The following is a 25,008-nucleotide window of genomic DNA, read 5'->3' on the forward strand; positions in this document are numbered from 1 at the left end:
CATGACCACACGCGCCGGATTTATCGCCCTGATCGGAGAGCCAAACGCAGGCAAATCCACCCTTCTGAACCGCATGGTCGGGGCCAAGGTCTCAATCGTGACGCATAAAGTGCAAACCACCCGCGCCCGCATCCGTGGCGTCGCGATGGAAGGTGATGCACAGCTGGTCTTTGTCGACACACCGGGCTTGTTCAAACCCCGCCGCCGTCTGGACCGCGCTATGGTTGCTGCCGCATGGGGTGGGGCGGCTGACGCGGATGTCGTGGTACTACTGGTCGAGGCGCATCGCGGTATCACTGAAGGCGTCGAGCGCATCCTCGAAGGTTTGGAAGAGATCGGGCAGGGCAGGAAAGTCGCGCTTGCGATCAACAAGATAGACAAGGTCCAGTCCGAAGTGCTGCTTTCACTGACCAGCGACCTGAACGCGCGCTATCCGTTTGCGGAAACGTTCATGATCTCGGCCGAGCGCGGCTACGGCGTTGACGACCTGCGCAAATGGCTTGCCTCGGAACTGCCCGAAGGCCCGTGGCTGTACCCCGAGGACCAGATCGCCGACTTGCCCATGCGTATGATCGCGGCTGAAATGACGCGCGAGAAGCTGACCCTGCGTCTGCATCAGGAACTGCCTTACCAACTGACGGTCGAGACTGAAAACTGGGAAGAACGCAAGGACGGCTCCGCCAAGATCGACCAGATCATCTATGTCATGCGTGATGGGCACAAGGGCATCGTTCTGGGCAAAAAGGGCGAGACGATCAAGGCCGTCAGCCAGGCGGCGCGTGCGGAACTGGAAGAGTTCCTCGACCGTAAAATCCACCTGTTCCTGCAGGTCAAAGTCCGACCCAATTGGTTGGAGGAATCCGAGCGATACTCGGAAATGGGTTTGGATTTCAAAGACGGAAACGCATGACCCGCCTGACAGCTGATTTCTGGGTCCACGCCTATCTGGCGCGGCTACGGTTTCAGGAAATACCAGCGTTCGTCGTAGCCCACGGTGACGACACGGCTGGCGCTGTGCTGGTCAAGCTCAATACTCTGGACGGCCAAGCGGTAGCCTTCCAGCGCAGTTTCGATCTGATGAGCGGTGAGCGCAAATGGGTGGAACTGTCGAGCGGCGCCGAAGCGGAGGTGGATCAAACGATCCAACGCCAACGCAGCTTTGACCCGGACCTCTGGGTGATCGAAGTAGAGGATCGGCAAGGGCGGCATCTACTTGGTGAAGAGGGGCTGGATTAGCTTTACCAACCACTCGTTTTGGCTTGGATGTCATGTCCGGTCGCGTTGGGTGCGCCACCCGCATATTCCCGAATCTTGGCGGCGAAGGCTTTAAAATAGGGTTGTGACTGAACGTGCGCCAGAGTTTCGGCACTGTCCCATCGGCCCCAGTGAAACCGAGATTTTCCATCATCGGCGACGGCAACTTGATAAACGAACTTACCAGCGGCCTCAGGATCGGCATCTATGGCCGCGATGAAGGCATCGGTGGTCTCCTGCCATTCAGCTTCGTCGCCATCGAAGCTGTAGGTGATGGTGATTCCTCGCATGATGGCCTCCTGTTTAACAATATTGTTAAGTAATGGCTATCAGGGAAACTTTGTCAAGCCGATGATCTTGCAGCAGTTTGCATAAACTCGGTCGGATTCAGACCAAGCGTCACCCGGATAGCTCTACGCCGGTTTTGCGCAGCACCTCAGCGATCTTCGCCCCGTCCTGATCACCTCCCGGAACCTCACGATCTAGCGCTGTAAACATCTCGACAGCACGCGACCCTCGGCCGGAAATTTCCAGCAGATGCGCCCCACCTGGCCCAAATTTGAAGCTGTGTACTGTGCTGGCGGGGAAATGAACCAAGGTGCCTTGTGTCGCTTTTTTCTCCTCCCCATTCATCACGAAATCAACCTCACCCTTAACGACAAAAAAAGTCTCGCCCCACGGATGCGAATGTGGCGGCGGTCCATTGCCTTCGTGACCATAATTGAGCGTAACGGCGTAGTCGCCGATCTGGTCCAATTGTGCCAGAACGGTGATTTCGTCGCCCAACACGTTCAGGGCTTGGGGATAGTTGTCTGGTGAGACAAAAAAAGACCTCTTCATGGCGCGCTCCTGTCTGTTTCGTTGTCGGACCCACATAATTCGATCTATGGAATCGTTCTGATGTTGCAGCCAACACCGTTGATCTTAGCATTTAGCCAGCTGCCTGACTGTTACGGAACAAGGTTATCCATCCTATAGTCACCTTGCGAATGCTCTGTAGTTGCGGTCTTGTGTCCGGGCAATTCTTCGAACCCCATTAGGAGCCGCCTTTGGATTGGCGTGATCACGGCATACTTCTGACAACCCGCCGCCACGGCGAAACCGCGGCGATTATTGAAGTGTTTACCGAAGCGCACGGTCGGCATGCTGGTGTTGTGCGTGGCGGCTCCAGCAGAAAGATAGCCCCGATCCTGCAACCCGGCGCTCAGTTGGATGTCCTGTGGCGCGCGCGGCTCGAGGAGCACATTGGAACGTATCAAGTCGAACCCCTGCGATCCCGAGCGGCGTCGGCGTTTTCGGGTCGGCTTGCGCTGGCTGGGTTGAACGCAGTGGTGGCGCTGTTGTCGTTCTGCCTGCCCGAACGCGAACCACATCCCGCAATCTACAAGCAGACCGAACAATTAATGGACCTGCTGGGTCAGGACGAAATCTGGCCATTGGCTTATCTACGCTGGGAACTGGCGTTGTTGAACGAATTGGGTTTTGGCCTCGACCTGACCACATGCGCGGTGACCGGGGCGACCGAGAGCTTGGTCTACGTTTCGCCTAAGAGCGGGCGCGCGGTCAGTGCCGTCGGGGCAGGGGAATGGGCTGACAAACTGCTGCCTCTGCCATCTTGCCTGCGAGGTGAAGGTAATGCACCGGATGTGGAAATCGCGGATGGGCTGCGCACCACCGGGTACTTCCTGGAACACAAAGTTGCGCCTTCGCATGGGCACAACCCTTTACCTGAGGCGCGCGCGTGGTTTGTCGAACAGTTTACTCGGCGGCTTTGAAAACCATTTCCTGCCCATCCTCATTTCGCAGGATCAACACATCGCCGGAAACTTCGGATTGGGTCATGGCCAACAATGCGGCGAAATATACCCCTTCGGCCTCGAGACCTGCACAGGCAGCACGAGTCGCAGTCAAATCGTTGATCTCGAACCAGGGGTAGGGCGCATTCAGCGTGCCGTTGTAGCTGTTGCAGGGGGCGTTGCCTGCTATGCGACCGTCTTCGGGGAACCGCAAAAGGGCACTGGCCTCATAGGCCTGGCCGTTTATCTCCTGTAACACCCATGTCCGGTCCGCCGCGCCATAGGCGGCAACAGATTCGTCCTTGTCACATTGGAACAGGGCCAGAAAAGGCAGCATCAGGATCAGGCGTGTCATGCGGGTGTTCTATCCTCTGGGTGTGGCCGCGTGAACTGCATCAGTAGGGGTTTGCTCCGCTCAGCAGTTCTTCTCGCACTTCCTGGCGCGGCCTCCAATTGTATCTGGTGTCCTCGCGCACTGGTGCCCAGTACAGCGCGCCGCTGTTCCGCCACGGGTCAAGGATAATACCGTCATACATCGAATCCCCCTTGGCACTGATCAAAGCCGAGTGGTGGATGATCCGGAACGCTGTTGGAGGCGATGTGGCCCAGTGCAGGTCCAACGTTCGGAAGTTTTCCTGCCGCAAACGCGTGGTCATGGCCTGGGCCCAGTCGTTACACAGGCCTTGTTCACGAAAGCCATTAACGATCTTGGCATTGTGGATGATGGCTGGGTCAGTGACGTTCCATTCCTGTTTGAGCTGCTGCGAATAGGAGAACGATATCTCAGCGGCGCGGCGCGCCTCACCTGAGTCAACCTCGGGGCCAAGCGCCTGAATGGCTTGTGCCAGATCGTCGACATCGCTGTGGCCGGTTTGCGGTGCAGAGGCGCACGCTGCAAGGGCAAAGGCCACACAAGTGACTAGCAGTACGGCAATGGATTTCAATTCATCTCTCCTCTGACCCGCAGGTGGCCGTAAAAGTTGCTGCCCATTACCTGATTCCCGAGCGCGTTCCGAGGGGGAAGTTTCGCCGGAAGCGCCTCAGGACCGATTTGTCCGAACTTTCCCGTCGAGATTTGTGGGAATGGTCAAATTGCAAAAAAAAGAAAACCCGGCACGAAGCCGGGTTCAGTTGGGGAAACCGCGACGGGCCGGGATCTACCCCAGTAACCGCCGCGCGATAACCTGCGCTTGAATTTCAGCAGCGCCTTCAAAGATGTTCAAAATACGCGCATCGCACAGAACGCGGCTGATCTTGTATTCCAGAGCGAACCCGTTGCCGCCGTGGATCTGCAAGCCATTGTCCGCAGCAGCCCAGGCTACGCGGGCGCCCAGCAATTTGGCCATTCCAGCCTCCAGATCGCAGCGCTGGCCGTGATCCTTTTCCCAAGCAGAGAAATAGGTCAGCTGCCGCGCTATCATGATCTCGACAGCCATCATCGCCAATTTGCCCGATACGCGGGGGAAGTTGATCAGGGACTTGCCGAATTGCTTGCGGTCCTGAGCATACTGCATCGCGATATCCAGCGCACATTGCGCCACACCAATGGCGCGGGCAGCGGTCTGGATTCGAGCGGACTCGAAGGTTTCCATCAGTTGCTTGAAACCCTTGCCCTCTTCGCCGCCCAAAAGGTTTTCGCCTTTGACCGCAAAGCCGTCAAATCCCAGTTCGTATTCCTTCATTCCGCGATAACCCAGCACTTCGATCTCACCACCCGTCATGCCGGGGGCGGGGAATGGGTTCTCGTCCGTGCCGGGTGTCTTTTCTGCCAAAAACATGGACAGACCGCGGTGGTCGGTCGTGTCCGGGTTCGTGCGTGCCAGCAAAGTCATCACGTGGGTTCGTGCGGCGTGGGTGATCCAGGTCTTGTTGCCAGTGATCTGATAGTTGCCGTTCTCATCTTTGGTAGCACGCGTGCGCAGGCTCCCAAGATCCGACCCGGTGTTCGGTTCAGTAAATACAGCCGTTGGCAAGATTTCTGCGCTGGCGATTTTGGGTAACCATTGGGCTTTTTGCGCGTCGGTGCCACCTGCAATGATCAACTCGGCTGCAATCTCAGACCGGGTGCCCAGTGAGCCGACGCCGATATAGCCGCGCGACAATTCTTCGGACACAACACACATCGATGCTTTGGAAAGGCCGAAGCCGCCAAATTCTTCCGGGATGGTCAGGCCGAACACACCCATTTCGGCTAATTCCTCGATTATCTCGATCGGGATCAACTCGTCTTTCAGGTGCCATTCGTGCGCGTTGGGTTCGACTTTTTCCTGTGCATAGCGGCGGAACTGGTCGCGGATCATTTCAAGCTCTTCGTCCAGACCGGATGCGCCGAACATGGTAGAGCCGGCTTGATCCTGCATCAGTTCTACAAGCCGGGTTCGCGCGGTCTGGCTGTTGGCCTGCGCCATCAGGGTCTGTACTTCGGGGCCTTGAAAGCCGGACAGGGCATCCCAGCCCAAACCCAGATCCTGCAGGCGGACAACTTCGCCTTGGTTCATCGGTATGCCACCGGCGATCTGGTGCAGGTACTCGCCAAAAGCGATTTGATGAATCAGTTGCTCCATCTCACCGAGTTTGCCGTCGGCATCCAAAGCCTGGGCCCAGCGTTGCATCTGATGCAGAGACTGGTGATAGGTCGCCAGCCACGCCAACCCGTGTGCGGCAGTTTGGTGTGCTTCGATCAGCGCACCCGAGATCCGGCCATCTTCCGTCACCATCGCACGAACTGACTCGCGTGCGCGTTCGAAAACGGTTTCAACCACGGGCACGGCAGCACCGGTTAGGGTCAGGAGGTCGGGCAATACAGCTTGTGTGGTCATGTTGGTCACGTCCTGTCCGTCATGGGCCATGAATCACGTCCTTCTCTGGGTCGTCTGGTCATACCATGCTGCACATGCAGCGCAACAAAAATACTAATATAACCTAAAAAAAGTTCAATAATTGCGTAGTCGATTTTGCGGTGCAGAGAGATTCCAGAATGCTATGAAGGGGAATGGCGCCGTTTTCGATGATGTCACCCCAAGATCTTTATCTGGCCCTGGTGGTCGCATTCCTTGCAGGATGGGTCAAAGGAATGGTGGGGTTTGCAATGCCTACGGTTCTGGTCTCGGGGCTCAGCATCATGTTGCCTCCTGATTTGGCTCTGGCCGGGCTGATCCTGCCCACATTAGTCACAAACGGAGTACAAGCCCTGCGTGGAGGCACTTCAGCGGCGCTTAGTTCGGTGCGTCAATTCCGGCTTTTTCTGGGGGTTGGTCTGATCTTTCTGCTGATCAGTGCGCAAATGGTCAGATTGTTGTCTCCCTCGGTATTCTTGATGATGATTGGCATCCCGGTGTCATTCTTTGCGATGGTGCAGTTGCTGGGGTTAAAACTGGTACTGCAACGCCCCTCGGCCTGGATCGAGGCCGCGTCGGGCGCAGTAGCGGGCTTTGTCGGTGGCGTTTCCGGTGTCTGGGGTCCGCCTACTGTGGCCTACCTCACGGCGCTGAACACGCCTAGGCAGGACCAAATGCGTGTGCAGGGCGTCATATATGGGTTGGGTGCGGTGGCTTTGGCTGTGGCGCATGTTGGATCGGGGATTCTGCGGGCAGAAACGGCTGTGTTTTCAGCGCTGTTGATCGTGCCTGCACTTGCGGGAATGTGGGGTGGTCTGTCTTTGCAAAGCCGGATTAATCAGGCGCAGTTTCGAAAGTTGACCCTGCTGGTTCTACTTACAGCCGGTCTGAACCTGCTGCGGCGCGGAGTGATGGGCTGAACCGTCAGGTCCGTTTCTCGGTCAGCCGAAAGGTGAAATAAAGACCGAGCATCAGAAAAAACAAGCCGGAAATGTCGCCGATCAGATAGGCGACATACTCCTCGGTGGCACTGCCAAATGCCAGATTCGTCAGAATTGCCAAAAGAAGGGATGTGACGACCCCGACACCCATGACGCAAATCCAGCACGGGCGCCGGCCAGGTTTGGGAAACAGGTCCCAGCCTATCCATTTGCAGACATAGAACACAGCGGGCACGGTAGTGACAGCTACGGTGATCGCCAACAGCCGGCTGGGCAGGAATACGTCCCAACCTCCGATCAGGGCAAACACCAGAAATACACCCGGCAACAGGGCGAAGATCGCGCGCCATCCCAACAGCCAGGCCGACAGAACACGTACGCCATGCGGTAGAAACAACAGGCTGGCGTAACTGGGATATTGCGGAAAGAATATGTTCTGAAGGGGCATCAGAACTTCAAACGTCAGAAGCGATGCCACCACATAGGCCAACGAGGCGTAAAACGTGTCCGTAATCCACCCTTGCACAGAAGTCAGCCGTCTATTTGCCGCGAGGGCGTGTCACCTGGGGGCATGAACGATATACCGTCCCCGATTGGCGCTGCCGCTTTGCGACAGGTACCCCTTTTGAACCAGCGACTTCAGCGCACGGAAAAAAGTCGGACGCGAAACACTTTGAACCAGCGTGTGTTCGATCAGGCCGAATGTGCGCACTTCCTGAGTTGCCTTCGACAGCTCTTCAGCCGCGTAGTAAATATCACGCTCGACCGGGGACAATTCCTCCAGCCCCAACGTGCGCTCCATACTTTGCATCAGCTTGCGCAGTTCTGCGAGTTTCGAGATTTCCGTCATGATTTACCTGTCTTTTCCAGCGCCCGGCACAGAATGTCGGAAAGAGGTTCTTTCCATCGCACTTGGCCCGGTGCCCACCCCCAATTGGACTCTTTCACCATCTGATCGGGCAACTTACGGCACGAGTGTGAGTGTATTCGCAGGAGCCGCCCAAAGCTAATTACTGTACCCTAATCCAATCAGATACACCGGACGGGTCTTTGTAATGACTTGGCTAGATACCGTAAGTCGGGTGCTGCCGCAAATATTTTGTTCAGCATGTCTCGATAAGGTGAGGGCATTTGATAACGCCTGCTGCGAGAAAAAGGGGCGCAATGGCCCCTTTTGCATTTATCCAATGGCGACCGCTTTGATGTCCTCATCAATGAACGGTATGTATTGCTCAAAGTTCGCGGCGAACATTTGAACCAGTTTTTCGGCCTGTTTGTCAAAGGCTGCCTGGTCGTCCCATGTGCGACGCGGATCCAGTAGCACTTCGGGCACGCCGGGTACGGAAACAGGTACGTCAAAACCAAAATTGGCGTCCTTGCGATACTCGGCGTCGGCCATGGATCCGTCCAGCGCGGCAGTCAGCAGAGCGCGCGTCGCCTTGATTGGCATCCGGCTTCCAACGCCATAGGCGCCACCGGTCCAGCCAGTGTTGACCAGCCAACAGGTCGCGCCGTGCTGGGCGATCTTGTCGCGCAGCAGGTTGCCATACGCTTCAGGCCGACGCGGCATGAACGGCGCACCAAAGCAGGTCGAGAAGGTCGGCTGCGGCTCGGTGATGCCACGCTCGGTCCCGGCCACTTTGGAAGTGAAGCCGGACAGGAAGTGGTACATTGCCTGTGCCGGAGTTAGCCGTGCGATCGGAGGCAGTACACCAAACGCATCACAGGTCAGCATGATAATGTTCTTAGGATGACCGCCCAGAGCGCTGCTAGAGGCGTTCGAGATATACTCGAGCGGGTAGGCGCAGCGCATGTTCGCGGTCAGCGAGTCGTCGTCGAAATCCAGTTCCTTGGTCTCGGGGTCGAAGACCATGTTCTCGATCACGGTGCCGAACTTGCTGGTGGTCGCATAGATTTCCGGCTCCGCCTCGGCGTTCAGGTTGATCGTTTTGGCATAGCAGCCGCCTTCGAAGTTGAAGGTGCCGCGGTCGGACCAGCCATGTTCATCGTCGCCAATCAGAACACGCGCAGGATCGGCGGAAAGGGTGGTCTTGCCAGTGCCCGAGAGGCCGAAGAACACGGCTGTGTCGACCGGGTTACCGACGGCGTGGTTGGCCGAGCAGTGCATCGGCATCACGCCTTTTTCCGGCAGCATGTAGTTCAGCAGGGTGAAGACAGACTTCTTGTTTTCACCCGCATATTCGGTGCCGCCGATCAGGATCAGTTTGCGATCGAAGTTCAGCGCGATCACCGTCTCGCTACGGCAGTTGTGCTTGGCCGGGTCAGCCTGAAAGCTGGGGCAGTTGATGACGGTAAAGTCCGACGTGAAATCGTCCAGATCTTCGCGGTCCGGGCGACGCAGCAGGTGGCGAATGAACAGGTTGTGCCAGGCCAGCTCGGTTACCATGCGTACGTTGATCGAATAGGCCGGATCGGCTCCGCCAACGAGATCCTGCACAAAGTAGTCGCGGCCCTTCATATGCTCGAGCATGTCGGCATAAAGTGCGTCAAAGCCTTCGGGGCTCATCGCGGCGTTGTTTTCCCACCAGATGGTATCGACGACGCTGTCGGTTTTGACGACATGCTTATCCTTGGGTGAGCGGCCAGTGAATTTGCCTGTGGTGACCAGAAAGGCTCCGCCATTGCCAAGCGTACCTTCGCCCCGCTTCAGCGCCTCTTCGATCAGCGCCGGTTCCATGAAGTTGTAATAGACATTGCCCAGACCCTCGATGCCCTGATCCTCGAGGCGGAATTGCGGGTTAACCCGTCCAGATGTCATGCGTATATTCTCCTGTGGCGGCGCGGCGGCGGTTGGGGCCGCTTGCGCTCTTGGGGCATTGTACCGGAATATCCGGCGGACAGGGGCCTCTTATCACGGTCGTTTGGGGCATGAACAGGACGGTTTGGCGCAGTTAGCGCAACCAAGCTAAGGTTTAGCGCCACCAAGAAATCTCTGTGTAAAAACCAGGCATAATCTTGAGGGCAAGAAGGCAAATTTGCCGCATAGCCGCCCCAACAAAGGCACGATTCGCAGTTACGGATTGATTCGGCGTCTTAAAACCGCCAACAATGCCTTACAAATAAGCGAATTATTTCGCGAGTGAGCAGGAATAGGGGTGACCCCGATGTCAAAGATCGCACTGGTGGACGACGACAGAAACATTCTGACGTCCGTATCCATGACACTCGAAGCCGAAGGGTTTGAGGTCGAAACTTATAATGACGGACAGGCGGCGCTGGATGCGTTCAACAAGAAGCTGCCGGACATGGCCGTGCTGGATATCAAGATGCCGCGCATGGATGGCATGGATCTGCTGCAGCGCCTGCGGCAGAAAACCCAGATGCCGGTTATTTTTCTGACGTCCAAGGACGATGAAATTGACGAAGTTCTGGGACTGCGCATGGGCGCAGATGATTATGTAAAAAAGCCGTTTTCGCAGCGTTTGCTGGTTGAACGCATCCGCGCCCTGTTACGGCGGCAGGAAGCGACTGAGGGTGATGTTGCTAATACCAACACTGGCGACGCAAAGGTTATGGAGCGCGGTGAGCTGCGGATGGATCCCCTGCGCCATGCGGTCAGCTGGAAGGGTGCAGATGTTTCGCTGACAGTGACGGAGTTTTTGTTGTTGCAGGCACTGGCTCAGCGCCCGGGTTTTGTCAAAAGCCGGGACCAGCTCATGGATGTCGCCTATGACGATCAGGTCTATGTGGACGACCGGACGATCGACAGCCATATCAAACGTCTGCGCAAGAAAATGCGCGCCGCCGACCCCGAGTTTTCGGCAATCGAGACTTTGTACGGCATCGGATATCGTTATAACGAAGAATAGGCGCGGCCGGTTTAAGGGGTAGTGGGGTTTCGTGCGCGATACTGACCAAGCCAGCGAATTGCGCGACGGTGACGTCGTTCTTGGGGATGACTGGGTCATTCCCCAGGACCCTGAGTCTGCGGAGCTGCAAGCCAAGCGGTCGCGGCGCAATCTATTTTCACTGCGCAGATCACCGCTGGCGCGCAGGATCATTACATTCAATCTTATTGCTCTCGTCATTCTGGTGGCCGGGCTGCTTTACTTGGATAATTCCCGCGAACAAAGGGTGCAGCAGACCGCTCGTAACCTGATTGGCGACGCGAAACTGGTCAGCAACGTTTTTGAAACGCAGTTGCGTCAACCAAGCGTCACAGGAATTGGTGGGTCCGTTGTGCCGGATGTGCGGGACACGCTTTCAGGGCTTAGTCTGCCAGAAGGCGGCGAGGTGTTCGTCTATGATGGCACGGGTACTCTGATTGGTTGGACCCGCGGGACGAGACCGGAGTCCGAACTGCCGATTCTTGTTCGCCCGGATCGTAATGCTGCGACTGGCAGCACAATGATCAGCGACGCATTGAACGCTGTATGGATGGGTGTTCATGCGATCTTTAGTCGGGTGCCGGAAGGCGAAGATCCCACATTGGCTCAGCGCGTACAGGAGATAATCCCAAAGACCCTGGCGGGGGAAGTACAGGTTCAAACCGTGCTGGACGACGCAGGCGACACCGTTATCGTGGCTGTCGCACCTATTCTTGTCGACGGTGCCCCTGTCGGTGCGGTTGCGATGGCAGGCCCCGCCGGAGAGATAGATGCACTGGCAAGGCAGGAACAAGAGCGTATTCTTCAGATGTTCGTTGTGGCGCTGCTGGTGTCCATTGGCCTCAGTCTGGTACTGGCTTCAACCATCGCAAACCCGCTGGCTGATTTGGCTGCCGCGGCGGAGATGGGCAAGGACCGTGGAGCAGGTGTGAATCCCGGGCGTATTCGCATTCCGGATCTCAGTGCGCGCCCGGACGAGATCGGGCGCCTCAGTCGAGCGCTGCGCGGGATGGTAACGGCCCTATACAATCGGATTGACGCGAATGAACAGTTCGCAGCCGACGTTGCCCATGAAATCAAGAACCCGCTGGCCAGTCTACAATCTGCCGTCGGCACTTTGCGCATGGTCAAACGGGACGACCAGCGGGAAAAGCTGATGGGTGTTATCGAGCATGATGTGCGCCGTCTGGACCGCCTGGTTAGTGATATCTCTAACGCGTCTCGCCTGGACGCTGAACTGGTGAAAGAAGAAGAACAACCCTTCGACTTGCTCAATCTCCTCGGCAATATCGGCCAGTTTCTGGGCGAAGATGCTCGGTCCAAGGGCATCGAATACATTACGGACCTTCCATCCGAACCCATCGTGATCAATGGACTTGAGGCGCGGTTGGCGCAAGTCTTTGTAAACCTGATAACCAATGCGATTTCGTTCTGCCAGGAAAGCGATGCCATTCGTGTCTGGGTGCGTCAACGCGACAAGCGGGTGCTGATCGTGGTCGAGGACACGGGCCCCGGTATTCCTGATCAAGCTCTGACCAAAGTGTTCAAAAGGTTCTACTCGGAACGACCTGAAGAACACTTCGGCAATAACTCCGGCCTTGGGCTGGCCATATCCAAACAAATTGTTGAGGCGCATGGTGGCGTGATCTGGGCAGAAAACATCCGTCCAACCGAGGCGGATATCACCTCAGACCCGCTGGGCGCGCGGTTTGTCGTGGGACTTCCTGTATAGGCTCATGGACATCCTTCCCCTGACAGAAACAGCCGGCCGTGACGCGGCCTGCGTTCACGCAACCTGTCTTTCGATTCAAGGGCAGGGGGTTTTAATTGTTGGGCCGTCCGGATCCGGTAAGTCCGGGCTGGCATTACAATTGATGGCGATCGGGGCACAGTTGGTTGGCGATGACCGGGTCGAGCTGCGAATGCAGGACGGTAGGGTCATGGCCGATGCAATGCAGCAGATTCAGGGCTTGATTGAAGCACGGGGCATCGGCCTGCTGCGGGCGGACTCAACGGGGCCGGTTGCGCTGTCCTACGTGGTGGATTTGGAACTCTCTGAACCCCAACGTTTGCCCGACCCGACCCAGGTTCAGGTCCTGAGGCAAACTGTTCCCTTGCTTCGCGCAGCGGGGACCCCCAATTTGGCAGCAGCATTGGTTCAACTTGTGAAAATGGGGCGCGTGGACCCGCAATGGCCGAACGCATGACATCGCAGCGTCGCATCGTCTTGGTGACAGGCCCATCCGGTGCAGGACGCTCGACCGCGATCCATGTTCTGGAAGATCTTGGTTTTGAGGCAATTGACAATTTGCCCATGGGTTTACTGTCCAGATTGCTTGATGGATCAGAAAACACCCGGCCAATGGCGCTGGGCATAGATGTGCGTAACCGCGACTTCTCGACTATCGGCTTTATCGAGTTGGCTGCGAAACTGGGGCGGATGGAGCACGTCGATCTGACAACGCTCTATTTGGATTGCAGCGACGAAGTGTTGCTCCGTCGGTTTTCGGAAACCCGACGGCGGCACCCGGTTGCAACAAACGCTAGCCCGGAAACTGGTGTCCGGCAGGAAAAAGAGTTGCTGCAGCCGATCCGGGAAATAGCGGATACACTGATCGATACGAGTTCTCTGAACATTCATCAGCTGCGCGAAGAGGTCGAACACTGGTTTGCCCCTCAGGGCGGGCGGCATTTAGCGGTGTCAATCGAGTCCTTCTCGTACAAGCGGGGATTGCCGCGCGGATTGGATATGGTTTTTGACTGTCGGTTTCTGGCCAATCCCTACTGGCGTCCAGAGCTGCGCGCAGAGGATGGTCGAAATCCAGATGTCGCGGCCTATGTTCAATCGGATACGAACTACGCAATGTTCTTTGACAGGGTTGTGGACCTGTTGATCCGGTTGCTGCCGGCCTTTCGCGCCGAAGGTAAGGCGCACCTGTCCGTGGCTTTCGGTTGTACAGGTGGGCAACACAGGTCGGTTGCAATGGCAGAGGCGGTTGCAAAGGCTCTTGCAGAAGAGGGGCAGCAGGTGTCAATTAGGCACCGCGAAATGGAACGTCGATCATTGAATGCGAGGCCAGATTGATCGGGATTGTAATTGTAGCTCATGGCGGACTGGCGCAGGAATATCTGGCCGCCACCCAACACGTGGTTGGCAAGCAACCCGGGTTGGTCGCCGTCCCGATTGAGGCCGACCACAATCGCGAAGAAAAACAGGCCGAGATATGCCGCGCCGCCGACGAGGTGGACGTAGGCGACGGCGTTGTCGTCGTGACCGACCTGTTTGGTGGCAGCCCGTCAAACCTCAGTTTGCGGGCCTGCGCGCCGCAGGATCGGCGAATACTATATGGGGCGAACCTGCCAATGCTGATTAAATTGGCCAAAAGCCGCCACCTGTCGGTGGCCGAAGCCGTACGTCTGGCTCTGGAGGCTGGCCGCAAATACATCAACGCGCAAAATGTGACGCTGGACTAAGACCGGAAATATTGAAATGATCAATCGAAGCTTGAAAATCATTAATGAAAAGGGGCTTCACGCCCGCGCTTCAGCCAAGCTAGTCGAAGTGGTCGAAGGCTTTGACGCAAGGGCCGAGGTGTCCAAAGACGGACTTTCTGCCTCAGGGGATAGTATCATGGGTCTTTTGATGTTGGCAGCGTCGCGCGGAACTACTATTGACGTCGAGACGTCCGGCCCGGATGCTGAGGCGTTGGCAGAAGCATTGGAAACTCTGGTGAACGACAAGTTCGGCGAAGGGTTTTGACAGGATAACTGCCGCTACATATTGGACGGGAAGACCAGGAATTGGCGGAAACCACGCACGATACCAAGACAGGCCCGGTCGTGGATCAAGACCCTGATCGGGGCGAAGTCTACGATCGCAAGACCCTGACATACGCGAACTCGTTTGATGATCCTTGGACTTCGTTTGCTATTCGCGCCATCGAATGGTGCACCGGTAAGCTGACCATTCTGCGCATGGTCAACAAGTTCGAAAAGCAGAACGAGCACTACCGCGGGCAGAAGTTCTGGGGCGGTGCCCTCAACACCATGGGAATCGATCTGACTACGCCGGCCGAGCAATTTGCCCGCATTCCTCAGGAAGGGCCCGTTGTCGTTGTCGCCAATCACCCACATGGCATGGTTGACGGTATGATCCTAGCCGAGCTGATCGGGCGGGTCCGCAGCGATTATCGTATCCTGACCCGATCTGTGCTGACAGGCCTCGACGAGGCTGCGACGTCATTCATGATTCCCGTGCCTTTCCCGCACGACCCTGAAGCCCAGTCCAAGATGCTGGAAATGCGCGGTAAGGCGATGGATCACCTCAAGGAAGGCGGTGTTGTCGCCTTGTTCCCGTCAGGTGTCGTTATGTCGTCCGATGGTTGGTTCGGCCCTGCGCAGGAACAGGAATGGAATGTGTTTACGGCAAAGATGATCCGCCGCTCGGGTGCGCGAGTCGTGCCGATCTTCTTCCCCGGAAGCAACTCGCGCTGGTATCAAATCGCCAACCGCCTATCGCCCATTCTGCGTCAGGGATTGCTGCTGCATGAGATCGTTCGGTCCTGCCACAAGCCGCAGTCCCCGGTCATCGGTGACCCAATTTCGGATGAAGACATGGCATTACTGGAACGCGACCCGCGTGGCTTCATGGCTTGGCTCAGAAAGCACACTCTGTCCTTGGGACAGGTCGATAAGGCCTGATCCAAGTTTTCACCTGACAGCAGATACTTACAGCATAATGACTGGCCCGTTCCGGCCTTAGCGGGTTGGTACGGGCACCTCGCCACGGTAATCGTAAAACCCGCGCTCAGTCTTGCGTCCGAGCCATCCGGCTTCGACATATTTCGTCAACAGCGGGCAGGGGCGATACTTGGTGTCGGCCAGCCCGTCATGCAGTACGTTCATGATTGCCAAACAGGTGTCCAATCCAATGAAATCAGCTAATTCAAGCGGTCCCATCGGGTGATTTGCACCCAGTTTCATTGACTGATCGATGGACTGCACATTCCCAACGCCTTCATAGAGCGTATAGACCGCCTCGTTGATCATCGGCATCAGGATCCTGTTCACGATGAATGCCGGGAAATCTTCAGCGCTGGCCGAAGTTTTGCCCAGCTTATCCACCACGGATTTACAGGCGCTGAATGTCGCTTCATCAGTGGCGATGCCGCGAATCAGTTCTACCAGTTGCATCACCGGAACGGGGTTCATGAAGTGGAATCCCATGAAACGTTCGGGGCGGTCTGTACGGCTGGCAAGTCGCGTGATCGAGATCGAAGACGTATTCGACGTCAAAATCGTGTGTGGCTGCAGGTGCGGCAACAGGTCTTCAAAGATCGCTTGTTTGACAGTTTCCCGCTCGGTCGCAGCTTCGATCACCAGATCAGTATTCCCCAAATCCGGCAGATTCAAAGTTGTGGTAATGCGACTCAGAGCCGATTTCACATCGCTGTCGGATATCTTGCCGCGCGATGCTTGGCGCGCCAGATTGGCCTCGATTGTTGCCATGGCACCATCCAGCGCCTCCTGGCTGATGTCGTTCAGAAGCACGTCGTATTCCGCCAACGCCAAGACATGAGCGATACCGTTGCCCATTTGGCCAGCGCCGATCACTCCGACTGATTTCACGTCCATGTCCTGGTGCCCCTATTCGCAGAATACGGCGACATTATCGGCAGTTCCGTCCCGGCGGCAAGGGGATGGGGGTCGTCAAATTCGCTTCAAATGCGCGCATTAAGGATTCCGCAAGACATAAGGCTTCAAGATGGCAACCGGGTGAAGAAAACTGGGTGATTGTTATGAGCTACCAACCAATGGGCGCGGGCGGTCCTGCGGAATCTGTTTGCCAATACGGTGCTTCGAATTTGTCATTTCGGGCGCCACAGCGTGCATTCGACCGTCCATACATAGCCTGTATCGGCGGAGATGAGACGTTTGGCCGATTCGTGAATCAGCCTTTTCCTGCCGTCCTCGAATCCCAGCTGGGCAGGCGTTGCATCAATTTTGGCAGTTTATTTTGTGGAGCTGAAGCACTGTGCCTGGATTCGGGTCTTCTGGAATTTGCAAATGCTTCCGAGCTTTGTGTGCTGCAGGTTCCCGGTGTATTGGGGCAATCGAACCGGTTCTATCAAGTGCATCCGCGGCGAAATGACCGCTTCCTGAAACCAACGCAGGACCTGACAGCGCTCTACCCTGAGGAGGATTTTACCGACATCCATTTTGTGCGGCATTTGGTGAATCGATTAAAGAGCCACAGGGATGTTCGGTTTAACTCTGTCGCCGATGAACTCCGCAATAGTTGGCGCACAAAACTCGCGACATTTTTGGGACAGGTCTCTTCGCCAGTTGTTCTACTTTGGCTTGAGGTAATCTCTGGACAGCAGGATCGTTTCGTAGACAAACCTTTCGACGATCCGGTCACGGTGGACCTGCCGATGGTGAAATCTCTTGCGACATTGTCCACTAGTACCGTCGCTCTGCAAGTTCAGGTGTCCGGGGCGTCCGACGAACTGGAGGACATGCTGTTCGGAACAATGCAGCAGCCGATGGCAGAACGCATGCTCGGTCCGGCAACGCATCGCAATATCGCGAAGGCTCTGGCAGGGGTAATTCGGGACTTGGCATAAAAAAGGCCCGCCTGATGGCGGGCCTTGTAAGATTGTTCGTTGAACAATCGGGTATTATCAGCCGAGCTTTTCGGTAAGCTCAGGGACGGCTTGGAACAGGTCTGCGACCAGTCCGAAGTCGGCGACCTGGAAGATCGGCGCTTCTTCGTCCTTGTTGATCGCGACGATAACCTTCGAGTCCTTCATACCCGCCAGGTGCTGGATCGCGCCCGAGATACCGACAGCGACGTACAGGTCTGGTGCAACAACCTTACCGGTCTGACCCACCTGCCAGTCGTTCGGAGCGTAGCCCGAGTCCACGGCTGCGCGCGAGGCGCCAACCGCCGCGCCCAGCTTGTCAGCCAGTGTTTCGATCAGCTTGAAGTCCTCTTCCGAGCCGACACCACGGCCGCCCGAAACCACAACGCCAGCCGAGGTCAGTTCAGGACGGTCGCTTTCGGCCACCTTGTCCTCGACCCACGACGACAGACCCGGGTTGTCACCAACCGAGATGGTCTCGACCGGTGCAGATCCGCCTTCACCAGCGGCGTCGAAGGTCGACGTGCGGATGGTGACGACTTTCTTGGCGTCGCTCGATTTCACGGTCTGAACTGCGTTGCCCGCATAGATCGGACGCTCGAAGGTCGAGCCGTCAACCACGCCGGAGGCATCCGAGATCACCATCACATCCAGCAGGGCTGCCACGCGCGGCATCACGTTTTTGGCGTCGGTAGTGGCCGGTGCCACGATGTGCTCATAGCCATCGGCCAGACCCACGATCAGCGCTGCGGTCGATTCCGCCAGGCGGTGACCCAATGACGCGTCCTCGGCAACCAGTACCTTGGATACGCCGTCGATCTTGGCAGCAGCCTCACCAGCAGCAGCGGCGGAACCGCCTGCGGCCAGAATGGTGATGTCGCCCAGCGACTTGACGGCAGCAACGGTCTTGGCGGTGGCGTCAACGCTCAGTTCACCGTTGTTGACTTCGGCAAGCAGAAGTACAGCCATTACACAGTCCCCGCTTCTTTGAGTTTCTCGACCAGTTCGTCAACCGAACCCACGATGATACCTGCGGCACGTGCCGGCGGCTCTTCGGTCTTGACGACCTCGAGGCGAGGCGTGACGTCGACGCCATAATCGGCGGCGGTTTTTTCATCCAGCGGCTTTTTCTTCGCCTTCATGATGTTGGGCAGCGACGCATAGCGCGGCTCGTTCAGGCGCAGGTCAACGGTGACGATGGTCGGCATCTTGACGCTGATGGTCTGCAGGCCGCCGTCAACTTCGCGGGTGATCTTGGCGTTGTCGCCTTCGATGTCCAGCTCGGACGCAAAAGTGCCTTGGCTCCAGCCCAGCAGGGCCGACAGCATCTGGCCGGTCGCGTTCATGTCGTTGTCGATGGCCTGCTTACCGGCCAGAACGATGCCGGGCTGCTCTTCCTCGACCACTTTGGCCAGGATCTTGGCAACGGCCAGCGGTTCGATGTCCTGATGCACGTCATCAGCAGCGACAACCAGAATGGCGCGATCGGCGCCCATGGCCAGCGCGGTGCGCAGGGTTTCCTGCGACTGCTTCACACCGATCGAAACCGCGACGACTTCGTCAGCTTTGCCGGCTTCTTTCAGGCGGATCGCCTCTTCTACCGCGATTTCGTCGAAGGGGTTCATCGACATTTTTACATTGGCGAGATCAACGCCGCTGCCGTCCGCTTTGACCCGGACTTTCACGTTGTAGTCAATCACGCGCTTGACAGGCACAAGTACCTTCATTTTTGCGTATGCTCCTTACAAAAACGGCAAGCCGCGTTGCGACTCCACCAATGCTCTCGCTGCGCTTGATAGCGGGTCGTAGCGACTCGCAACAGGGCAAAATCGTCACGTCGTGGCTCCGGGACGTCGCGTTTTGTCATTTTCTGTCTTGTGAGCAGCCGGACGGCGCTGGATTAGCGGTTTGCGCCGGGAACCCAAAGGACGTCGTCGCGTCCGCCATTGTTGGCGCAGCGCGCGGCGACAAAGAACCAGTCGCTGAGGCGGTTGAGGTATTTTACCGCAACCTCATTCACAGGTTCCATGTTGGTCAGTTCCACAGACAGGCGCTCTGCTCGGCGCGACACTGTGCGGCAGACGTGCAGATGTGCCGCCAGCCGCGATCCACCTGGCAGAATAAAGCTGCGCAGTGGCTCCAGAGTTTCGTTCATTGCGTCGATTTCGGCTTCAAGCCGATCAATCTGGGCTGGAACGATCCGCAGAGGCGGGTAGTCGGCCTCGGCATCCTTGTCCATGTCGGGCCGGCAGAAATCTGCGCCAAGATCGAACAGGTCGTTCTGGATGCGCGACAGGGCGGCGTCAACCTCGTCTCCGGCCTCGGTACGAGCTACGCCGACAAAGGAGTTCAACTCATCCACTGTGCCATATGCGGCAACGCGGCCCGAATACTTGGCCACACGTTCACCGTTGCCCAAGGCAGTTTTGCCATCATCGCCCGTGCGTGTGTAAATCTTGTTGAGAACGACCATCTATTGAACTCCCTGTCCGCGCAGATAGACGTAGAGCACGATCAGCACCACGGCAATGAACTGAAACAGGATGCGCAGACGCATCATCTTGTTGCTTTTCATTGCAGCATTCGTTCCGCTCTTGCCGAAATTGGAGATGCCGATAACCAGCACAATTACGACTGCCGCCATGGCCAAAAGCAACACGACCATCAAAAGGTCCATGATTTTACCGTCCGCGTTTTGATTCCGTCGCTCTCATCTAGACCCGGGAGCCGCAAAAGCGAACAAGTTATTTCGTCTCAGATGTCAGACAGGATATGATCAATCGCACGTGTCGGCAGGATCCGGCGCAGATATCCAGCAATATAAGTGGGTGTTGTCACATAGTAACGTTCACGGGGACGTCTGGCTTGGACCGCGTGAGCCAACTTGTGAGTAACAGCCGAAGCGGGCAGTTCAAAGCGGTCGGGTCCGGAAGGTTCGTAGAGGCGTTTCAGCAAAGACGCTTCGTATCGCTGCCGCAGCGCAGAGTTTTTCCAGTCGATGAACCGTTCGAACTTTGGGATCGAGTTTTCCCGGATTTTTGACGTAATCGGTCCGGGTTCAATCAGTATGACCTTGATGTCCGTGTCACGCAGTTCCAAGCGCAATGTGTCGGTTAGCCCCTCAATCGCGTATTTCGTGGCGACGTAGGCTCCGCGCCAGGGAAAGGCCACAAGCCCCAGAACGGACGAGTTCTGTACTATTCGTCCATGTCCCTGTGCTCTCATCACGGGGATAATCTGTCTGGTTAGTTCGTGCCAGCCGAAGACATTGGTTTCGAATATCTGGCGCAGGCCATCGGTAGGTAGATCTTCGATAGCACCTGGCAGGCCGTGGGCCCCGTTGTTGAACAGGGCGTCGAGGGTTCCACCCGTGGCGTCCAGAACGTCAGCCAACCCAACTGTCATGCTTTCGGTGTTGGTGTAGTCGATCAGCGGGCTGTCAAAGCCCTGCGCTCGCAAGCGGTCGCAATCGCGCTGTTGGCGGCACGAAGCAAAAACGCGCCACCCGCGCGCACGCATTCCATGTGCCGCGTCCTGGCCGATCCCGGATGAACAACCTGTAATGAGAATAGATTTCTGCATGCCACTTCCGAACCTGAATCCTGCCATAGCTATTGTGGGGTTCGTGTTAGGGCAATGACAGCGGTGCGTCAGTTGGTAGATTTACGGACCAGTGACTTCGATATCCACCCGACCTGTTGCACGGGTAACACGCGCAGGCGCAGCCAGCCGGTGCCCGATTCGCCAAGGATTTCGACTTTCTGGCCCAATTTAACCTTGCCGATGATCGGGTAGATCGTGCCCGGCCCGTCGCGTAAGTTTACACGCGTGCCCGATATTTCGCGGATGTCTTTCGTGGGTTCCGGTTCTGAAACAGTTTGCGCGGGGACATCATCCACGGTCGGCGCAACCTGTTGCAGCCCTGTTGCTCCGTCTTCAAGAGAGGCCAGCGTAAAGCTCGTGTCTTGTCCGGCAAACACTGAAATCTGGGAAAACCCATTGAGGCTTGCCGGTTCCACCTCGACAACCTCAATAACTTTGTCTTCGGTTGCAGCAGCCGGCTCAGGTTGAACTCGAACAGAGGCCGTGCGTGCGGCAACGTTGGTCACCAGACCTTCGGCTTGGGGCAATGCAGCGGGCGCAGGGGATTGTTTCTGGACAGATGCCACACGTTCTGGCTGCTCGGTGCGCAGACCGCGCGGTTCGAAGTCAGGACCGCCGCTGATGACATAAAAACACCAGCCGAGCGCAGCAAAGGTAACAAGAATAAGGCGCGTCATGGCGCATCCCCCGGTAATCGTAACATCAAAAAAAGGCAGCAGTTCAATTGATGAAATTCTAACATAATTTGGGTGATGTGTCGAAAAACCGGGGAAAACGGGGACTTGTCTCCCCCTGTTGCAAAAAGCGCGACTTGTCCCCAGCAAATTATGCGTTGCTTGCTTTACCAAGAAGCTCTGGCGGCGTATCACATCATCTATGAATGATACGATCGACGACCCCAACATGGAGGCCCCCGAGAACGGGGGCGAGGTAGCCGAACCGCTGCGCCGCGCGATTGGCGAGCGTTATTTGACCTACGCACTGAGTACAATCATGCACCGTGCATTGCCCGACGCGCGTGACGGGCTGAAGCCGGTGCACCGGCGAATCCTCTACGCGATGCGCGAGCTGCGGTTGAGTGCGACAGGCGGGTTCCGCAAGTCGGCCAAAATTTCCGGTGACGTGATGGGTAACTATCACCCCCATGGCGACGCCGCGATTTACGATGCGATGGCGCGTCTGGCACAGGATTTCAACGTTCGTTACCCGTTGGTCGACGGACAGGGGAACTTTGGCAATATCGATGGCGACAACCCGGCGGCCTCGCGATACACCGAGGCTCGGATGACCATCGTCGCCGAGGCGCTGCTGGAGGGTCTAAACGAAGACGCCGTCGATTTCCGCGACAACTACGACGGCACTTTGACCGAGCCGGTCGTTCTGCCAGCGCAGTTCCCGAATTTGCTGGCCAATGGCTCAAGCGGCATTGCAGTGGGTATGGCGACCAACATTCCGCCGCACAATATTGCCGAGCTCTGTGATGCGTGTCTGCACCTTATCAAGATACCAGATGCGCGTGACGATACCCTGCTGAACTACGTTCCCGGGCCCGATTTCCCAACTGGTGGTGTTATTGTCGAACCGCCTGAGAACATTGCACAGGCCTATCGTACCGGGCGCGGGTCCTTCCGTCTGCGCTGTAAGTATGAGGTCGAGGATCTGGGCCGAGGTCAGTGGCAGATCATCGTCACCGAAATCCCGTATCAGGTTCAGAAATCCAAGCTGATCGAGAAGATCGCCGAGCTGATCCAGACCAAGAAAATCCCGATTCTTGCTGATGTGCGCGACGAATCCGCCGATGACATCCGCCTGATCCTGGAACCACGTTCCAAGAACGTGGACCCAGAGGTGCTGATGGGCATGCTCTATCGCAACTCGGATCTCGAGGTTCGGTTCAGCCTGAACATGAACGTGCTGATCGACGGGGTCACACCCAAGGTTTGCTCGATGAAGGAAGTGCTGCGCGCCTTCCTTGATCACCGGCAAGAGGTGCTGCTGCGCCGTTCGCGTCACCGTATGGCCAAGATCGATCACCGGCTTGAGGTGTTGGAAGGCTTTATCGTCGCCTTCCTGAACCTTGATCGTGTGATCGACATCATCCGTTACGATGACGATCCAAAAGCCGCGCTGATGCGCGAGGATTGGGGCATCGATCATGTCCGCGCCACCAGCGAGGCCGACTATGTCTCGCCGAAGCCGGGTGAGGGCGAACTGTCCGAGGTTCAGGTCGACGCCATTCTCAACATGCGCCTGCGCAGCTTGCGCCGTCTCGAAGAGATGGAATTGGTGCGTGAGCGTGACGCGCTTATGGAAGAACGCGCCAATCTCGAAGATCTTCTGGCGGATGACAGCCTTCAATGGGCCAAGATTGCCGAGCAGCTGAAAGAGACCAAGAAAACCTTCGGAAAAGACTACGAAGGTGGCGCCCGCCGCACCCGTTTTGCCGAGGCGGGCGAAGTCGAAGAGGTGCCGCTGGAAGCGATGATCGACAAAGAGCCGATCACGGTCGTTTGCTCTCAGATGGGTTGGATTCGTGCGATGACCGGACATATTGACCTGACCCGCGAGCTAAAGTTCAAAGACGGCGATGGTCCTCGCTTCATCTTCCATGCTGAAACAACGGATCGACTATTGGTCTTTGCGTCGAACGGCCGGTTTTACACTGTCAGCGCCGCCAACCTGCCCGGCGGGCGGGGTATGGGCGAGCCGCTGCGTCTGATGGTGGATCTGCCGAACGAAGTACAGATCGTCGATATTCTGATTCACAAGCCGGGGCGCAAGCTGCTGGTGGCGTCGGATGCGGGCAACGGTTTCATGGTGCCCGAGGATGACGTTTTGGCCCAGACCCGCAACGGCAAGCAGGTGTTGAACGTCAAAACTGACGAGACGGCAGTTATCTGCAAACCGATCGAAGGGGATCACGTCGCGGTCGTTTCCCAAAACGGCAAGTTCCTGGTTTTCCCGATTGGCGAACTGCCTGAGATGACTCGCGGCAAGGGTGTACGGTTGCAAAAGTATAATATGGCACGCGGACGTCAGGGAACACTGGAACTGGACGGAGGGCTGTCTGACGTCACCACGTTCAACTGGGAAGAGGGTCTGAAATGGTCCATGGGCGGTGACAAAACCCGTCACGAAACGGACATGACCCAATGGCTGGCCAAGCGGGCTGGCGTTGGGAAAAAGGCACCCTATGGCTTCCCACGTGATTACAAGTTTTCGTGACAGAGTTGTCACGAAGGTGAAATTCTGTCGATACGGCTTGGCACTGGCCGTATCGGTGCGCTACATCCAATAAAAACAGGCTTATCGAGAAGAGACACATGTTGCGCATTCTAACCCTGATCACCGGACTTGCCCTGATGGGCGCATGCACGCAGACGCAGGTTTACGAAGAACCCGAGGCGCTGGGCGAGTTCAAACTACGGGTTAACTATGCGTTTGCCGAGAAGGCGGTGCAGGGTCCGGTGTCTCGGGATGCAACGCCTGAAGAATGGACAGAGGCAATCCAGAATGCAGTAGATATCCGGTTGGGTCGCTACGAGGGGGCTCAGGAATATGACATTGGCATTAGCTTAGAAGGATACATGCTGGCGCCTCCGGGTATTCCGGTTCTCTACAATCCCAAAAGCACCGCCATCGTTCTGGTCAATGTCTACGATGTGCGAGAAAAAGAGTTTCTGGCCAAGGGCAAACAGTTCCAGGTGTTGGAAGACACAACCGGTGGCAGCGCCCTGAAGGGGTCGGGCAATGAGCGGACAAGGGAAGAGCAGATGAGCGGGCTTGCTCTGAAAGTGGCTGACCGCGTAGAAGAATGGCTGGCAGAGGAACACAAGGACAATGGCTGGTTCGACAGCCGACCCAGCCTGATCCAGCCCCTCGATTCTGCTGAGGTCACGCAAAATCCGGCGTCTTAACCAGCTTTTCACGCAGGATGTGCTTGATTTTCCCCTTTGAACCAAATATCTCGCGCGCGCAGATGTAACAACGGGACCAAGGGTCCCCCAAATCGCAAAAGGGCGCCTGAGGAATGGCAAAGGAAAAGTTTGAGCGTACAAAACCGCACGTCAACATCGGCACGATTG

At 56.8% G+C, this 25,008-nt stretch carries 30 protein-coding genes; 14 read left to right on the plus strand and 16 right to left on the minus strand.

Annotated features, from left to right (window positions below; genetic code table 11):
* Position 1: 1 nt before the first annotated feature.
* A complete protein-coding gene (gene era / locus AC2TCY_RS20070) occupies positions 2-910 on the plus strand; it encodes a GTPase Era (protein ID WP_480850158.1) in 909 nt (302 codons plus the stop codon).
* Complete coding sequence (locus tag AC2TCY_RS20075) at positions 907-1,236, plus strand: DUF1491 family protein (protein ID WP_480850160.1); 330 nt, start codon at positions 907-909, stop codon at positions 1,234-1,236. The genes era and AC2TCY_RS20075 overlap by 4 nt, the downstream gene beginning before the upstream one ends.
* A 2-nt stretch (positions 1,237-1,238) precedes the next feature.
* Here AC2TCY_RS20075 and AC2TCY_RS20080 read toward each other — a convergent pair whose 3' ends face one another.
* On the minus strand, positions 1,239-1,544 hold the full coding sequence (locus AC2TCY_RS20080; protein WP_480850161.1) for a hypothetical protein: 306 nt from the start codon (positions 1,542-1,544) through the stop codon (positions 1,239-1,241).
* A gap of 109 nt (positions 1,545-1,653) precedes the next feature.
* The gene (locus AC2TCY_RS20085; RefSeq protein WP_480850163.1) at positions 1,654-2,094 is read right to left on the minus strand and encodes a cupin domain-containing protein; all 441 of its coding nucleotides are present in this window, start codon (positions 2,092-2,094) and stop codon (positions 1,654-1,656) included.
* A 209-nt stretch (positions 2,095-2,303) separates the two neighbouring features.
* On the opposite strand from AC2TCY_RS20085, the gene recO reads away from it, so the two are divergent.
* Positions 2,304-3,029 carry a DNA repair protein RecO gene (recO, locus tag AC2TCY_RS20090; RefSeq protein WP_480850164.1) on the plus strand — a complete coding sequence of 242 codons (726 nt, stop codon included), beginning with the start codon at positions 2,304-2,306 and terminating at the stop codon, positions 3,027-3,029.
* Here recO and AC2TCY_RS20095 read toward each other — a convergent pair.
* From AC2TCY_RS20095 to AC2TCY_RS20105, 3 genes are all read right to left on the minus strand, one after another.
* Positions 3,013-3,405 (minus strand): META domain-containing protein, encoded by a 393-nt coding sequence (locus AC2TCY_RS20095; RefSeq protein WP_480850165.1) that lies wholly within the window; start codon positions 3,403-3,405, stop codon positions 3,013-3,015. The genes recO and AC2TCY_RS20095 overlap by 17 nt on opposite strands.
* A gap of 40 nt (positions 3,406-3,445) precedes the next feature.
* A complete protein-coding gene (locus tag AC2TCY_RS20100) occupies positions 3,446-3,994 on the minus strand; it encodes a hypothetical protein (RefSeq protein ID WP_480850166.1) in 549 nt (182 codons plus the stop codon).
* Between the two features lie 213 nt (positions 3,995-4,207).
* Positions 4,208-5,899 (minus strand): acyl-CoA dehydrogenase family protein, encoded by a 1,692-nt coding sequence (locus AC2TCY_RS20105; protein WP_480850167.1) that lies wholly within the window; start codon positions 5,897-5,899, stop codon positions 4,208-4,210.
* A gap of 143 nt (positions 5,900-6,042) precedes the next feature.
* On the opposite strand from AC2TCY_RS20105, the gene AC2TCY_RS20110 reads away from it, so the two are divergent.
* Positions 6,043-6,807, plus strand: a complete 765-nt coding sequence (locus AC2TCY_RS20110) for a sulfite exporter TauE/SafE family protein (protein WP_480850169.1) — start codon at positions 6,043-6,045, stop codon at positions 6,805-6,807.
* Positions 6,808-6,811: 4 nt separating this feature from the next.
* Here the strand turns inward: AC2TCY_RS20110 and AC2TCY_RS20115 are convergent, their stop codons facing one another.
* From AC2TCY_RS20115 to AC2TCY_RS20125, 3 genes are all read right to left on the minus strand, one after another.
* Complete coding sequence (locus AC2TCY_RS20115) at positions 6,812-7,354, minus strand: hypothetical protein (protein ID WP_480850170.1); 543 nt, start codon at positions 7,352-7,354, stop codon at positions 6,812-6,814.
* Between the two features lie 33 nt (positions 7,355-7,387).
* The gene (locus tag AC2TCY_RS20120) at positions 7,388-7,678 is read right to left on the minus strand and encodes a hypothetical protein (protein ID WP_480850172.1); all 291 of its coding nucleotides are present in this window, start codon (positions 7,676-7,678) and stop codon (positions 7,388-7,390) included.
* A gap of 330 nt (positions 7,679-8,008) precedes the next feature.
* Complete coding sequence (locus AC2TCY_RS20125) at positions 8,009-9,607, minus strand: phosphoenolpyruvate carboxykinase (RefSeq protein ID WP_480850174.1); 1,599 nt, start codon at positions 9,605-9,607, stop codon at positions 8,009-8,011.
* Between the two features lie 346 nt (positions 9,608-9,953).
* Between AC2TCY_RS20125 and AC2TCY_RS20130 the strand changes: the two genes are divergently transcribed.
* Genes AC2TCY_RS20130 through AC2TCY_RS20160 form a run of 7 tightly spaced genes read left to right on the plus strand, consistent with a single transcriptional unit; the run spans position 9,954 to position 15,377 of the window.
* A complete protein-coding gene (locus AC2TCY_RS20130; RefSeq protein WP_480844186.1) occupies positions 9,954-10,658 on the plus strand; it encodes a response regulator transcription factor in 705 nt (234 codons plus the stop codon).
* A 31-nt stretch (positions 10,659-10,689) separates the two neighbouring features.
* The gene (locus AC2TCY_RS20135) at positions 10,690-12,408 is read left to right on the plus strand and encodes an ATP-binding protein (protein ID WP_480850176.1); all 1,719 of its coding nucleotides are present in this window, start codon (positions 10,690-10,692) and stop codon (positions 12,406-12,408) included.
* Positions 12,409-12,412: 4 nt separating this feature from the next.
* Complete coding sequence (locus AC2TCY_RS20140) at positions 12,413-12,883, plus strand: HPr kinase/phosphorylase (RefSeq protein WP_480850178.1); 471 nt, start codon at positions 12,413-12,415, stop codon at positions 12,881-12,883.
* Entirely contained in the window at positions 12,868-13,761 is an 894-nt protein-coding gene (rapZ, locus tag AC2TCY_RS20145) for an RNase adapter RapZ (protein ID WP_480850180.1), read from the plus strand. Before AC2TCY_RS20140 ends, rapZ begins: the two co-directional genes overlap by 16 nt.
* Complete coding sequence (locus tag AC2TCY_RS20150; protein WP_480850182.1) at positions 13,758-14,150, plus strand: PTS sugar transporter subunit IIA; 393 nt, start codon at positions 13,758-13,760, stop codon at positions 14,148-14,150. The genes rapZ and AC2TCY_RS20150 overlap by 4 nt, the downstream gene beginning before the upstream one ends.
* 16 nt (positions 14,151-14,166) lie before the next feature.
* Complete coding sequence (locus AC2TCY_RS20155; protein WP_480850184.1) at positions 14,167-14,436, plus strand: HPr family phosphocarrier protein; 270 nt, start codon at positions 14,167-14,169, stop codon at positions 14,434-14,436.
* Positions 14,437-14,477: 41 nt separating this feature from the next.
* Positions 14,478-15,377 (plus strand): lysophospholipid acyltransferase family protein, encoded by a 900-nt coding sequence (locus AC2TCY_RS20160; protein ID WP_480850186.1) that lies wholly within the window; start codon positions 14,478-14,480, stop codon positions 15,375-15,377.
* Between the two features lie 57 nt (positions 15,378-15,434).
* On the opposite strand, the gene AC2TCY_RS20165 is transcribed toward AC2TCY_RS20160, so the two are convergent.
* On the minus strand, positions 15,435-16,310 hold the full coding sequence (locus AC2TCY_RS20165) for a 3-hydroxybutyryl-CoA dehydrogenase (RefSeq protein ID WP_480850188.1): 876 nt from the start codon (positions 16,308-16,310) through the stop codon (positions 15,435-15,437).
* A 65-nt stretch (positions 16,311-16,375) separates the two neighbouring features.
* Here AC2TCY_RS20165 and AC2TCY_RS20170 point away from each other — a divergent pair, with 65 nt between their 5' ends.
* A complete protein-coding gene (locus tag AC2TCY_RS20170) occupies positions 16,376-17,302 on the plus strand; it encodes a DUF6473 family protein (RefSeq protein ID WP_480850190.1) in 927 nt (308 codons plus the stop codon).
* Positions 17,303-17,359: 57 nt separating this feature from the next.
* Here AC2TCY_RS20170 and AC2TCY_RS20175 read toward each other — a convergent pair whose 3' ends face one another.
* The 6 genes from AC2TCY_RS20175 to AC2TCY_RS20200 form a co-directional block, all read right to left on the minus strand.
* Positions 17,360-18,289, minus strand: a complete 930-nt coding sequence (locus AC2TCY_RS20175; RefSeq protein ID WP_480850192.1) for an electron transfer flavoprotein subunit alpha/FixB family protein — start codon at positions 18,287-18,289, stop codon at positions 17,360-17,362.
* Complete coding sequence (locus AC2TCY_RS20180) at positions 18,289-19,047, minus strand: electron transfer flavoprotein subunit beta/FixA family protein (protein WP_480850194.1); 759 nt, start codon at positions 19,045-19,047, stop codon at positions 18,289-18,291. Before AC2TCY_RS20180 ends, AC2TCY_RS20175 begins: the two co-directional genes overlap by 1 nt.
* 173 nt (positions 19,048-19,220) lie before the next feature.
* Positions 19,221-19,793, minus strand: coding sequence for a cob(I)yrinic acid a,c-diamide adenosyltransferase (locus AC2TCY_RS20185; RefSeq protein ID WP_480850196.1), 573 nt, complete (start codon positions 19,791-19,793; stop codon positions 19,221-19,223).
* Complete coding sequence (locus tag AC2TCY_RS20190; RefSeq protein WP_480850198.1) at positions 19,794-19,997, minus strand: twin transmembrane helix small protein; 204 nt, start codon at positions 19,995-19,997, stop codon at positions 19,794-19,796.
* A gap of 77 nt (positions 19,998-20,074) precedes the next feature.
* The gene (locus AC2TCY_RS20195) at positions 20,075-20,902 is read right to left on the minus strand and encodes an SDR family NAD(P)-dependent oxidoreductase (protein ID WP_480850200.1); all 828 of its coding nucleotides are present in this window, start codon (positions 20,900-20,902) and stop codon (positions 20,075-20,077) included.
* 68 nt (positions 20,903-20,970) lie between these two features.
* Positions 20,971-21,600, minus strand: coding sequence for an SH3 domain-containing protein (locus AC2TCY_RS20200; RefSeq protein WP_480850201.1), 630 nt, complete (start codon positions 21,598-21,600; stop codon positions 20,971-20,973).
* Between the two features lie 199 nt (positions 21,601-21,799).
* Here AC2TCY_RS20200 and AC2TCY_RS20205 point away from each other — a divergent pair, with 199 nt between their 5' ends.
* Entirely contained in the window at positions 21,800-24,148 is a 2,349-nt protein-coding gene (locus tag AC2TCY_RS20205; RefSeq protein WP_480850203.1) for a DNA topoisomerase IV subunit A, read from the plus strand.
* Positions 24,149-24,246: 98 nt separating this feature from the next.
* A complete protein-coding gene (locus AC2TCY_RS20210; protein ID WP_480850205.1) occupies positions 24,247-24,840 on the plus strand; it encodes a hypothetical protein in 594 nt (197 codons plus the stop codon).
* Here the strand turns inward: AC2TCY_RS20210 and AC2TCY_RS20215 are convergent.
* A partial coding sequence (locus AC2TCY_RS20215) for a hypothetical protein (protein WP_480850207.1) occupies positions 24,818-25,008 on the minus strand: 191 nt, incomplete at its 5' end. The genes AC2TCY_RS20210 and AC2TCY_RS20215 overlap by 23 nt on opposite strands.

The organism is Ruegeria sp. HKCCD7181 (genome assembly GCF_057221055.1).

Excerpts from the sequence above, each read along its gene's own strand:
- AC2TCY_RS20200 (WP_480850201.1), bottom strand. The coding sequence starts at position 21,600 with ATGACGCGCCTTATTCTTGTTACCTTTGCTGCGCTCGGCTGGTGTTTT.
- AC2TCY_RS20170 (WP_480850190.1), top strand. The coding sequence starts at position 16,376 with ATGGGGGTCGTCAAATTCGCTTCAAATGCGCGCATTAAGGATTCCGCA.
- AC2TCY_RS20095 (WP_480850165.1), bottom strand. The coding sequence starts at position 3,405 with ATGACACGCCTGATCCTGATGCTGCCTTTTCTGGCCCTGTTCCAATGT.
- AC2TCY_RS20085 (WP_480850163.1), bottom strand. The coding sequence starts at position 2,094 with ATGAAGAGGTCTTTTTTTGTCTCACCAGACAACTATCCCCAAGCCCTG.
- AC2TCY_RS20195 (WP_480850200.1), bottom strand. The coding sequence starts at position 20,902 with ATGCAGAAATCTATTCTCATTACAGGTTGTTCATCCGGGATCGGCCAG.
- era (WP_480850158.1), top strand. The coding sequence starts at position 2 with ATGACCACACGCGCCGGATTTATCGCCCTGATCGGAGAGCCAAACGCA.
- AC2TCY_RS20125 (WP_480850174.1), bottom strand. The coding sequence starts at position 9,607 with ATGACATCTGGACGGGTTAACCCGCAATTCCGCCTCGAGGATCAGGGC.
- AC2TCY_RS20080 (WP_480850161.1), bottom strand. The coding sequence starts at position 1,544 with ATGCGAGGAATCACCATCACCTACAGCTTCGATGGCGACGAAGCTGAA.
- rapZ (WP_480850180.1), top strand. The coding sequence starts at position 12,868 with ATGGCCGAACGCATGACATCGCAGCGTCGCATCGTCTTGGTGACAGGC.
- AC2TCY_RS20130 (WP_480844186.1), top strand. The coding sequence starts at position 9,954 with ATGTCAAAGATCGCACTGGTGGACGACGACAGAAACATTCTGACGTCC.
- AC2TCY_RS20140 (WP_480850178.1), top strand. The coding sequence starts at position 12,413 with ATGGACATCCTTCCCCTGACAGAAACAGCCGGCCGTGACGCGGCCTGC.
- AC2TCY_RS20180 (WP_480850194.1), bottom strand. The coding sequence starts at position 19,047 with ATGAAGGTACTTGTGCCTGTCAAGCGCGTGATTGACTACAACGTGAAA.
- AC2TCY_RS20110 (WP_480850169.1), top strand. The coding sequence starts at position 6,043 with ATGGCGCCGTTTTCGATGATGTCACCCCAAGATCTTTATCTGGCCCTG.
- AC2TCY_RS20075 (WP_480850160.1), top strand. The coding sequence starts at position 907 with ATGACCCGCCTGACAGCTGATTTCTGGGTCCACGCCTATCTGGCGCGG.
- AC2TCY_RS20165 (WP_480850188.1), bottom strand. The coding sequence starts at position 16,310 with ATGGACGTGAAATCAGTCGGAGTGATCGGCGCTGGCCAAATGGGCAAC.
- AC2TCY_RS20120 (WP_480850172.1), bottom strand. The coding sequence starts at position 7,678 with ATGACGGAAATCTCGAAACTCGCAGAACTGCGCAAGCTGATGCAAAGT.
- AC2TCY_RS20105 (WP_480850167.1), bottom strand. The coding sequence starts at position 5,899 with ATGGCCCATGACGGACAGGACGTGACCAACATGACCACACAAGCTGTA.
- AC2TCY_RS20185 (WP_480850196.1), bottom strand. The coding sequence starts at position 19,793 with ATGGTCGTTCTCAACAAGATTTACACACGCACGGGCGATGATGGCAAA.
- AC2TCY_RS20205 (WP_480850203.1), top strand. The coding sequence starts at position 21,800 with ATGAATGATACGATCGACGACCCCAACATGGAGGCCCCCGAGAACGGG.
- AC2TCY_RS20190 (WP_480850198.1), bottom strand. The coding sequence starts at position 19,997 with ATGGACCTTTTGATGGTCGTGTTGCTTTTGGCCATGGCGGCAGTCGTA.
- AC2TCY_RS20175 (WP_480850192.1), bottom strand. The coding sequence starts at position 18,289 with ATGGCTGTACTTCTGCTTGCCGAAGTCAACAACGGTGAACTGAGCGTT.
- AC2TCY_RS20210 (WP_480850205.1), top strand. The coding sequence starts at position 24,247 with ATGTTGCGCATTCTAACCCTGATCACCGGACTTGCCCTGATGGGCGCA.
- AC2TCY_RS20155 (WP_480850184.1), top strand. The coding sequence starts at position 14,167 with ATGATCAATCGAAGCTTGAAAATCATTAATGAAAAGGGGCTTCACGCC.